General features: G+C 60.3%; 6 protein-coding genes. 3 read left to right on the plus strand and 3 right to left on the minus strand.

The genetic code is table 11. The features are described 5' to 3' along the window. Positions 1–155 precede the first annotated feature (155 nt). From mksB to mksF, 3 genes are read left to right on the plus strand one after another with little or no spacing between them, the layout of a single operon-like run. Entirely contained in the window at positions 156–1,436 is a 1,281-nt protein-coding gene (gene mksB / locus CAG25_RS24645; RefSeq protein ID WP_178076502.1) for an Mks condensin complex protein MksB, read from the plus strand. After that, positions 1,426–2,127, plus strand: coding sequence for an Mks condensin complex protein MksE (gene mksE, locus CAG25_RS24650; RefSeq protein ID WP_011335946.1), 702 nt, complete (start codon positions 1,426–1,428; stop codon positions 2,125–2,127). Before mksB ends, mksE begins: the two co-directional genes overlap by 11 nt. Beyond that, positions 2,124–4,964 carry an Mks condensin complex protein MksF gene (gene mksF / locus CAG25_RS24655; RefSeq protein WP_085613416.1) on the plus strand — a complete coding sequence of 947 codons (2,841 nt, stop codon included), beginning with the start codon at positions 2,124–2,126 and terminating at the stop codon, positions 4,962–4,964. Before mksE ends, mksF begins: the two co-directional genes overlap by 4 nt. Before the next feature lie 214 nt (positions 4,965–5,178). Here mksF and CAG25_RS24660 read toward each other — a convergent pair whose 3' ends face one another. The 3 genes from CAG25_RS24660 to CAG25_RS24670 are packed head-to-tail and all read right to left on the minus strand — an operon-like array spanning position 5,179 to position 8,744. Beyond that, entirely contained in the window at positions 5,179–7,482 is a 2,304-nt protein-coding gene (locus CAG25_RS24660; protein WP_085613417.1) for an intermembrane transport protein PqiB, read from the minus strand. Beyond that, positions 7,475–8,098, minus strand: coding sequence for a paraquat-inducible protein A (locus CAG25_RS24665; protein WP_007951771.1), 624 nt, complete (start codon positions 8,096–8,098; stop codon positions 7,475–7,477). The genes CAG25_RS24660 and CAG25_RS24665 overlap by 8 nt, the downstream gene beginning before the upstream one ends. Then, positions 8,085–8,744 (minus strand): paraquat-inducible protein A, encoded by a 660-nt coding sequence (locus tag CAG25_RS24670; RefSeq protein ID WP_039766393.1) that lies wholly within the window; start codon positions 8,742–8,744, stop codon positions 8,085–8,087. The genes CAG25_RS24665 and CAG25_RS24670 overlap by 14 nt, the downstream gene beginning before the upstream one ends. Positions 8,745–8,973 lie beyond the last annotated feature (229 nt).

Genomic DNA, 8,973 nt, shown 5'->3' on the forward strand with positions numbered 1-8,973 from the left:
CTACCGCCCTTCGCTCAAGATCGCCCGCTGTTGATCGATAGTCTTGACCGATACCTTGACGCAAAGAAAAGCGACAGCCCGTCCCGAGAGTGAATCGCATCCTTCGTGATGCAGTACAATCGCGGCTTTTAATCGCCAACCAGCCGGCCATTCCGATGATCGAACCCAAGCGCGTCTTGCGCGCCCTCGCTGAACACTGGGCACTTCTGGAGCCACTGTGCGAGCACTTCGACCAGGGCACCCTGAGCCTCAACGAACTGCGCACGCAACTGGCCGCCCAACAACTGGACAGCACGCCGCAGGACATTACCAGCCTGCTCGACGTGTGGATCCGCCTCGACATTCTGGTTCCCGTGGCCAAGAGCCCGAACCGTTTCGAGCTCAATGCGCAGATTCACGACTTCCTCGCCTACCTGCGCCGCGAGCACCGTCTGGGCCTGTGCCTGGAAATCGAAGCCTATCTGCGTCACCTCGAGCGTCTGGCCGGTTATATCCAGGATGCGTTCGACGTCCGTGACGGCAATGATCTGGCGCGTCAGTTGCGTCTGCTCGACATGCGCGTGCGCGACGTTCTGAAGAAACTCGACAACGACGAACAGGCGTTGGTGGCCGTGGCCGAACGGGCCAAGACCAGCGACCGGCAGATTCCGCTGCGTCAGCGTTACGCCGAAGTACTGGCGACCTGGGACGAATACGTCGAGCCGATGATCGATCTGGTAAACGCCGACGGCGCTTTCGAACAAGGCGTGCGCAAGGTCGAAACCGTGCTGCTGAAGATGCTCAGCGAACAGCAGCGCCTCGGCCATCTGGTCGATGACGACATGCTGCTGCGCACCCACGCGCGCATCCTCGAAATGCAGACCAGTGCCCAGTTGACCTTGCGTCACGCCCGGGAACTGTTGCTGCCGCTGCGTGAAGAGGCTCGCCGACACAACGCCGTGACCCGTGGTGCTGCACTGGCGCTGGCCGCGATCCGCCGCAAAGGCATTGACGCCGTACCGCAAGCCGCGATGCCGCTGTTCACCCGGCCGCAAAGCACCTTCCTCGGCAGCGCCAGTCAGGTTGAGGCCTACGTCTATGCCCTGGCGCGTTTCGAGCCGAAACCGGCGCGCTTCCCCAAGGCGCACAAAGCGCAGAAGACCGGCGATGCCCCGCGTGCACGACGCACCGTGCGCGAGATGGTCGACCGCTGCGAAGAGTCCCTGCCGATGCCGGATCTGATGACCTGGCTGCTGGAGCAGGAACCGGACGGCGCGACCGACGAATTGCTTTACTGGTTCTCGCGCCTGTCGCGGGAAAAACGCTTCAAGCGCGAGCGTCTGGAACGCCGCGAATATCACACTCACGAGCACCAGGTCAGCCTGCGCTCCTTCGCCCTGCTCTCGGCCGCCGACACCGCCGCCGAGGATTCTGCGAGCATCCCCAATGCATCTTGATCTATCCGAACTGTCGCAACTCGCGCCGATCTTCCGCGAGCTGTTCAAGGGTTACCACGTCAGCCGCCGCGACCCGGAGCTGTACGCGCAACTGTCGAACTTCCAGGACCAGTACCGCACGCTGTTCAAGGCGCTGGGCTTCGAACTGGTCTGCGACACCCGTGGTTTTTATTACTTCGTGCCGGACATGGCGGCTGCGGCGGTGAACAAGACTGCCCAGCGCCTGGCGCTGTTCACTTTCATCCTGGTCGAACATCTGGCCGATCAGGGCCGCGACCCGATCGCCGTACTCGACGGTGGCAGCCTCGGCCGTGAAGAACTGCCGTCGCTGCTGGAAAAGTACCGCGACCTGTTCATCCAGGCTGAAGTGCAGACCGTCGAAGAACTCGAAGAAAAAATCATGCGCCGCATGACCCAGCTCGGTTTCGCCAGCGAAGAAAACGGCGTGTACCGTTTCCTGCCGCCGATGCACCGGTTCCTCGACGTCTGCCTGTCGGTTCAGCAGGACCGCGATCTGGCGGCCAGCGTGCACAGCGTTCTGCCGCTGCCGGCACCGGTGCTGATCGACGAAGAGGCCGAGGCGAAATTCCTCGCCACCGACGACCCGCTCGATCTTTCCGAGTTTGAAGAAGAGAGCGAAGAAGACGCACTGGCCCGCGCCATTGCCGAAGAACAGGAGTCCGACGCATGAGCCAGGAACGCTACGGCATCCGCCGCTTTGCCCTTTTGAACACCGCCGGTTACAGCCTCGGCCTGTTTCCGCTGGAAGAACCGCTGTCGGTCTACGGCGCGAACAACCTCGGTAAATCCGCCTCGATCAACGCCTTGCAGTTCCCGATCCTGGCGCGCATGTCGGACATGAGTTTCGGCAAGTACAGCCTGGAGCAGTCCCGGCGCTTCTACTTTGCCTCCGACACCAGTTACATCCTCGTCGAAGTGAACCTGCCCCACGGCCCGCACGTGATCGGTGTGGTCGGTCGCGGCCCGGGTGGCGGTTTCGGTCACCAGTTCTTTACCTATGCCGGCAAACTCGATCTGGCGCACTACCAGAAAAACGACACCTGCCTGCGGCAGAAAGAGCTGTTCAGCAACCTTGAAAAAGAAGGCCTGAAAGCCTACGAACTCAAGCCGGATGAGCTGCGTCGTTTGCTGGTTGGCGGACACACGTCGATCCCGCTGGATCTGACCCTGATCCCGCTGCGCTCCACCAGCGAGCAGAGCCTGAAGACCTTCCGCGCGCTGTTCATCAACCTGCTGCACATGCGCGAAATCACTGCGGCCAAGCTCAAGCAGTTGTTCCTCGATGCGTTCGAACACAGCCTGCGTTCCGGCAGCGTCGATTACATCGCTGCGTGCGAAGAAGCCTTCCGCGATGTGCGTCGCATGGAACAGGACTACAACTCGCTGGTGGCTGCCGGCCCGCTGGTCGAAGCCTTGGCCAACGGCGTGAAACAGCGCGATGTACTGCGCGGCAAACTGCATCGCCTGTCGCCGCTGCTCGACTCGTTGCTCGGCACCTGGTCGGACTACGCCACGGCGCGCAAGGAAGAGCTGACCATCCAGGCCGAGCATTACCGTCGCGAGCAGGACGATCTGCAAAACGATCAGCGCGGTGGCACTCAGGAACTGATGCGTCTGGAGCGGGAAATCTCCGGCATCCAGCGTTGGCTCGGTGAACTGTCGGTGCTGAAGAACCGCTTCGCGCTGGTCGATGACGTCAAGGTTCTGGAGCAGCAATTGCTGGCAGCCAAGGACGCTCACGACGAACTGGCCGGTGCGCTGGCGCAGTCCCGTCAATTCAGCGCCGAGGATCTGGAAGAACGTCTTCGCGATCTGGAAAAACGCCTGAAGTCGGTGAAGCAGCAACTCGATCACGCCGACAACAACAGCTATGCGCGCCTGCGCGAAGAGTTCTCGCAACAGGATGTCGAGCGTCTGATGCGCCTGTTCAACAGTGCGCTGTTCAGTCTGCCGCTGGGCGAGCACGGCATCACCCTCGACGAGAACGGCGAGTGGGTGAAGTCCGTGGAGCTGATCCTCGACGGCTTCAAGGGCGAGCGTTTCGAAGTGCCGGGCCTGTCGATCGACATCTCGCACATCGAGCCGCCGGCTCTGCAAGCGCTGGCCGACCGTGCCGCGTTGCGCGATCAGAAAGAGCGTCTGGAAAAAGAGCTCAAGCAACTCAAGACCCAGCAAGCCGTGGCCGCTGACCGCGCCGCGAGCAAGACCCAGACCGAAGCGCTGTACCAGCAGGTGCTGGATGCGCAGAAAGCGCTGGAAGACTTCCGTCGCACCCAGACCCTGAGCGCCGAAGAAGGCGACAAGCTGGAGCAACTGGCGCAGATGGAAGCCGCGCAGGACGAACTCAAGCGTTCCAGCGATGCGTTCACCGAGCGCGTCCAGCAGCTGTCGGCCAAGCTGCAACTGGTCGGCCGGCAGATCGCCGACATGGAAGCCAAGCAACGCACCCTCGACGACGCCCTGCGCCGTCGTCAGCTGTTGCCGGCGGACCTGCCATTCGGCACACCGTTCATGGATCCGGTCGACGATTCGATGGACAACCTGCTGCCGCTGCTCAACGACTATCAGGACAGCTGGCAAGGCTTGCTGCGTGCCGATGGCCAGATCGAAGCGCTGTACGCGCAGGTGCGTCTGAAAGGCGTGGCCAAGTTCGACAGTGAAGACGACATGGAGCGCCGTCTGTCGTTGCTGATCAACGCTTACGCGCACCGTACCGACGAAGCCCTGACCCTGGGCAAGGCCCGTCGTGCCGCCGTGACCGATATCGCACGGACCCTGCGCAACATCCGCAGCGACTACGACAGCCTCGAGCACCAACTGGCGCTGTTCAACCGCGAGATCAACAAGCGTCAGGTGTCCAACCTGCAGAGCTTCCGCATCGTGCTGGCGCCGAACAAGGAAGCGCTCAAGCACATCGACCAGATCATCCACAGCGCCGGTCAGTACGAAGAAGGCGAAACCCTGTCGGTGTTCGACCTGAGCCAAAGCGCGGAACAGGACAACAAGAACGAAGAGGCCAAGGAATACCTGGCGCGGCTGGTGGCGGCGAACCACAACCAGCTCGGCCTCAAGGACTTGTTCGAACTGGCGTTCGAGATCACCAAGGTCAACGGCCAGCCGGTTATCCACACCGACATCGATGGCGCGGCCTCCAACGGCACCACGATGACCATCAAGGCGCTGACCAACATGTACCTGTTGCTGCACTTGATGGACCGCGACCTGGCCGGTCGCGTGCGCCTGCCGTACTACCTCGACGAGGCGGCGGACATCGACGAGAAGAACCAGGCTGCGCTGCTGGAAACCAGCCTGCAACTGGGCTTCGTGCCGATTCTGGCGAGCGTGAAGCCGCAGGTCTGCGCCAGTGTCGCCATCGACCTGGAAGGCGGCAGCGGCCCGGCCGGCATCTACATCGATGAGGCGGACTGGAAGTACATCCGTCGCCACGATGTGGTGAAGGCCACCGTCAATGTCCAGGCCGACGAGCCGGAGCTGGATGCGGTTTGATGGGTAACTGACGGGCACAAAAAAGGGCCGCGATCCATTGGATCGCGGCCCTTTTTCATGTCTCGGAATTTTGTGCTGAATGACAAGGCCTCTTCGTGGGCAAGCCCGCTCCCACAGGGATTGATGTCTTACACAAATTTGTATTCAACACAAAAACCTGTGGGAGCGGGCTTGCCCGCGAAGGCGTCCTCAACAACGCCCCATATTTCCCGGATTATTTACCGAGGGGGATTTTCGGTGCCCAGTTCAGCCACTCGTCTTCGAACTTGTCGAACAGCGGGAAGGTTTGTTCGGCGCGCGCGGGGTTGCCCATCTGCTCGCCGTCCGGCGTGGCGAAGGCAATGCCGCCCTGAATAGCTGTCTCAAGCGACTCCGTGCGCACCGTTACGCCTTTGAACAGCCCGATGTCGAAACCGACGCCACTGGTGTTCCAGAAGCGACTGCCGCTGCGCACCAGTGGCGCGTACTTCGGTTCGATCAGGATGTGTACCAACACGCGATCCGCTGTCTGGCCCAGTTCGTAACCGGTAACTTTGCCTACGGTGATCTCACGGTAGGTGACCGGCACGCCCGGTTTCAGCGAGCCACGACGGGCAGCGCTCAGTACCAGACTCAAGCCAGCCTCTTGCTTGGTGACTTCCGGCGCATTGGCCAGCGCCACGAAGTTCTTCTGCGGGCCGAGGTTCTTGGCTGCCGGTTGCACTTCGATGTACTGGCCGGTGACCAGGGTTTCCAGGTTCGAGGTCTTGATCAGCCCCAACTCCGGTTTGACCACCCAGAACTGGCTACCGACACGGGCGATCTTCTCCGGGACTTCGGTGATGCGCGCGGTGAGGATCACCGATTGCAGATCATCGGTCAGGTCGACGCTTTCGATCTTGCCGACGTCCAGCCCCTTGAAGCGCACCGGGGTGCCGCTGCGCAGACCGTCCGCGCGATCGACCTTGATGGTGACGACGGCGCCTTTCTGATTCGCTTCATCATGGTTGGCGAACAGACGGAAACGCGGAATGCGCTTTTGCAGCGGTGCCTTGACTTGCGGCGTTTCGAAGGCGATGCCGCCGGCCATCAGGGTCTGCAACGATTCACTCTTGACCTGAATGCCGCCGGTCAACCCGCCGGTCAGCGTGACGCCGCTGACGTTCCAGAACCGGGTCGAAGCGTTGACCAGGTTTTCGTATTCCTTCTCGATGTGGACGCCGATCACCAGTTGCTTGCGGGTCTTGGAGAACTGATAGCTCTGCACCGAACCGACCTTGACCTGCTTGTAGAGGATCGGACTGCCGACATCGATCGAGCCGAGGGTGTCGGTGAACAGCACCAGGTGCAGGCCGGGTGAGCGCAGATCGAGCGGCGGCGCTTTGGGTCGGGCTTCGAATTCGCGTTGCGGAGCGCCGCCCTTGTCGCCCGGGCGTACCGCGATGTAGTTACCTTTTACCAACGCTTCCAGACCGGTGATGCCAGCCAGGGAGATCGATGGTTTGACCACCCAGAACTGCGTGCCGGTCACCAGATAGTCTTCGGCCAGCGGATCAAGGGTCAGTTCGGCGGTCGCGCTGGACAGGTCCGGATCGATCTTCAGCGCTTTCAGGTTACCGACCTGAATGCCCTTGTACATAACCGGCGTACGCCCGGCCTGCAGGCCTTCGAAATCGCTGAGTTTGACCTTCACCCGGATGCCGGCGGCGGCCGCATCGAAGTCTTCGTAGAGACGGAACGGCAGGCTTGGATCGGTGGGCGGGCTGTCCTTGCGGTTCTCCGGGGTGGCAAAGGCAATACCGCCGGCGACGATGCTGGCCAGGGATTCGCTGCGCACTTTGACGCCCGACAGGTTGGCGTCGATGCTGATGCCGCTGGCATTCCAGAATCGTGTGTGTTTGCGCACCAGTTTGGCGTAGGTCGGTTCGATGAACACCTTGAGCTCGACCGTGCTCTGGTCTTCCGACAGCACGTAACTTTTGATCTGACCCACTTTGATTTGCTTGTAGAACACCGGGCTGCCGCGATTCAGCGAACCGAGGCGATCGGCCTTGATCGTCAGGTGCAGACCGGGTTTGGAGTCCGACAGCGGCGGTTCTTCGGCCAGGGCCTTGAACTTTCGGGTCGGTTCGCCTTCACCAGGGCTGATAGCGACGTAGTTACCCGATACCAGAGTTTCCAGACCCGTGATCCCGGCCAGCGTCACACTCGGTTTGACCAGCCAGAAACGGGTGCTGGTCTTCAGGTACTGGTCGACATCCTTGTTCATCTCGATAGTTGCGATGACACCTTTGGAGTTGCCTTCATCATCGAGCTTGAGGGCTTTCACCTTGCCGACCGGCATGCCTTTGTAGACCACTTCAGTCTTGTTGGCCTGAATGCCTTCACCGCTTTCAAAACGCACCTGAATCTCGATGCCGGTTTCGTTGTAGGCACGCCAGCCGAGCCAGCCGCCGATAATCAGGGCGATCAGGGGCAGCACCCAGATGGCAGACCAGTTCGAAGCCGGTCGGGTTTTCGCTACAGGCAAATCAGTCATGGTCGGCGTCCGACTCCGTGTTATCCCAAATCAGTCGGGGATCGAAAGTGACAGCGGCGAGCATCGTCAGAATCACCACACTGGCGAAGGCGATGGCGCCAAGATTGGCTTCGACACTGGCAAGCCGGCCGAAGTTGACGACCGCCACCAGAATGGCGATCACGAAAATATCAAGCATCGACCAGCGGCCGATGAACTCGATGAAGCGGTACATCCAGATCCGCTGACGTGCGGACAAGGGCTGGCGGCGCTGTACGGAAAACAGCAGCAGCGCGATGCCCACCAGCTTGAATGTCGGCACCAGGATACTGGCGATGAACACCACGGCGGCAATGGGAATCATGCCGTGCTGCACCAATTGGATGACACCGGACATGATCGTGCTCGGATCCCCCTGACCAAGCGAGCTGACGGTCATGATCGGCAGCACGTTGGCCGGGATGTAGATAATCGCAGCCGTGATCAACAGCGCCCACGTTCGCGCAAGACTGTTGGGCCGCCGGGCGTGAACCAGCGCACCGCATCGGGTGCAGGTCTGCACATCGCTGTCGGTATCCTGCCTGTTCAGTTCGTGGCATTCGGTACAGATCAGAATGCCTGCATCAATCGCCCGCATGGGCATCTTCTCCTGATAACGCCTGCCAGATCTGGTGCGGCGACATCACCACTTCGAGCCAGACCTGAACCAGTAACAAACCGATGAAACATGCCAGACCGAGGCCGACGGTGATGGCCGCCATGTCCGCCAGTTTGACGATCGCGACAAGGACGCCCATGAGATAGACCTCAAGCATGCCCCAGTCTTTGAGGTGGTGATAAATGCGGTAGAGCAACAGACCATAGCTGCGGCCGACATTGAAGCGAATTGTGAGTAAAACGAACAACTGGCAGAGCAGCTTGAGCAGCGGTATGGCCATGCTGCACAGAAATACCACGATCGAAACGCCCTGCATGTCAGTGTTGAACAGACCGAGCACGCCGCTCCATACCGTATCCTGCGAGGATTGCCCGAGGATATTGAGCTGCATGATGGGTAAAAAGTTTGCCGGGATGTACAACAGCAATGCCGCAATCACCAGGGCAAGGCTGCGCTGCACCACATTATGGCGATGGGCATACAGTTCGTAACCGCAACGTGGGCAGAGGGCTTTTTCGCCATGAGCAAGGGTTGGCTTGCGCATCAGCAGGTCGCACTCATGACAGGCCACCAAGTCTTCCAGCGGTAATTCTGACAGCCCTTGGGCGCCAACCGGATCTGACATAAAGGCTCTGGCTCCGAAAAAGGTGGGGCTATTCTAGTGTTCTGATTCGAAAATAACTGTGCAAATTTGTTCGCTGTCGCGAGTAAAACTTTTCAACGGACAAAACAAAACCCCAACTGCTTTCGCAATTGGGGTTTCGGAATTTAATCTTGACGATGACCTACTCTCACATGGGGAAACCCCACACTACCATCGGCGATGCATCGTTTCACTTCTGAGTTCGGGATGG

The sequence above is a fragment of the Pseudomonas sp. B16(2017) genome (genome assembly GCF_002113205.1).
GTDB classification, from domain to species: Bacteria; Pseudomonadota; Gammaproteobacteria; order Pseudomonadales; family Pseudomonadaceae; genus Aquipseudomonas; species Aquipseudomonas pharyngis.

Bases quoted from the DNA above. Each gene is read 5' to 3' on its own strand.
- mksB (WP_178076502.1), top strand. From the start codon at position 156: ATGATCGAACCCAAGCGCGTCTTGCGCGCCCTCGCTGAACACTGGGCA.
- mksE (WP_011335946.1), top strand. From the start codon at position 1,426: ATGCATCTTGATCTATCCGAACTGTCGCAACTCGCGCCGATCTTCCGC.
- mksF (WP_085613416.1), top strand. From the start codon at position 2,124: ATGAGCCAGGAACGCTACGGCATCCGCCGCTTTGCCCTTTTGAACACC.
- CAG25_RS24660 (WP_085613417.1), bottom strand. From the start codon at position 7,482: ATGACTGATTTGCCTGTAGCGAAAACCCGACCGGCTTCGAACTGGTCT.
- CAG25_RS24665 (WP_007951771.1), bottom strand. From the start codon at position 8,098: ATGCGGGCGATTGATGCAGGCATTCTGATCTGTACCGAATGCCACGAA.
- CAG25_RS24670 (WP_039766393.1), bottom strand. From the start codon at position 8,744: ATGTCAGATCCGGTTGGCGCCCAAGGGCTGTCAGAATTACCGCTGGAA.